The 1285-nt window shown below is 56.3% G+C and carries 1 protein-coding gene; it reads right to left on the reverse strand.

Features of this window, described 5'->3' with window-relative positions; genetic code table 11:
- Window positions 1–540: 540 nt before the first annotated feature.
- The gene (locus GVV77_RS18020; protein ID WP_246199902.1) at window positions 541–966 is read right to left on the reverse strand and encodes a zinc-binding dehydrogenase; all 426 of its coding nucleotides are present in this window, start codon (window positions 964–966) and stop codon (window positions 541–543) included.
- Window positions 967–1285: the final 319 nt, after the last annotated feature.

Consider the following 1285-nt stretch of genomic DNA (forward strand, 5'->3'; position numbering starts at 1 on the left):
TGATAGCTAGTGAAGGGGACGATTGCGCAGGTGCGCATCGTCTTGCTTCAGCTTTCCAGTTTCACGAAGCAGGATCATCGCCTCAGGGAATGAACCCGGCCTCATCCCCAGGGATGAGACGCCTAGGTAAGGCAACCTGCTAGGGCATAGCTACTGACTCGTATTCGTTTCTCAAGCTGAACCAGGCCATGTTGCTTCTCTGAGGCCGGAAACGAAGTGGCCACATACAACGTCTTTGGTCAGGCTGCCCTTCGGCTGACATACCGTGATCTTGATGCCCAGAAGTTTTGATACCCAGAAGTCTTGTCCTCAACCTCAACGGCTTGAAACGTCACGGTGTCCCTTTTTCGGGCGCTTAACGCCGACGATTACGGCCTGAACCCTGTCACCAACGGCATATACATCATCTCGCTAAAGGATCGGTGAGTTCAGTCGGTCGTTGCAAGAGACCGCCTTAGCCTTCTGTGACGTGTGATCAGGTCTTGTTGAAAACTGGATAGTTGTCGTCCGCGGGGTTGACCGCCTAGCGTTGCGGGTTATTCAGGAGGGCCAGTGGGATAGGACTACCTTCCCGGTGATGGTAGAGCTCTCGAGGAGCTCGTGAGCGCGCCGAAGGCCTTCGGCGTTGATTGGTTCGATGTGGGTTGTCAGCGTTGAGCGGATGCGTCCGGCGTCGACCATCCCGGAGAACTCATTGAGTAGCTGATGCTGGTAGTAGTCGTGCGGTTCGAATAGAGGACGGGTGAACATGAGCTCCCAGTGCCAGGTGATGCTCTTATTCTTGAGGACATCGATGCTGCCGCCGGACTGATCGATGGATACGACCTGCCCGCGGGGTTTGAGGACATCGGCGATGGCCTCCAGGTTCGCCGGAGTGAAGGACGTAAATACGTAGTCCACCCCATTGGGTACCGGCTGCTTGACGTCGCCGGCGAACTCGCGCGGGACTACCTCGTCGGCGCCCATACGTTGAACCCACTTCGAGGACTCTTGAAAGCCCGGATATCCACGGCTTCCTGAACCGTCTGGCCGTGTTGGCCGCCTGACCGAAAAGGTTGTATTTGGCCACTTCTTTTCTCGCAGCAGGGAAGGAACATGGCGCGGTTCAGCTTGAGAGACGACTACGAGTCTGCAGCTATGCCCTAGCGGGTTGCCTTACTTGGACATCTCATCCCTGGGGATGAGGCCGGGTTCATTCCCTGAGGCGATGATCCTGCTTCGTGAAACTGGAAAGCTGAAGCAAGACGATGCGCACCTGCGCAATCGTCCCCTTCACTAGCTATCA

This window comes from Arthrobacter zhaoguopingii, assembly GCF_009828605.1.
GTDB classification, from domain to species: domain Bacteria; phylum Actinomycetota; class Actinomycetes; order Actinomycetales; family Micrococcaceae; genus Arthrobacter_D; species Arthrobacter_D zhaoguopingii.

What these genes read in the sequence shown, in the direction of transcription:
- GVV77_RS18020 (WP_246199902.1), bottom strand. Translation starts at nt 966, where the DNA reads ATGGGCGCCGACGAGGTAGTCCCGCGCGAGTTCGCCGGCGACGTCAAG.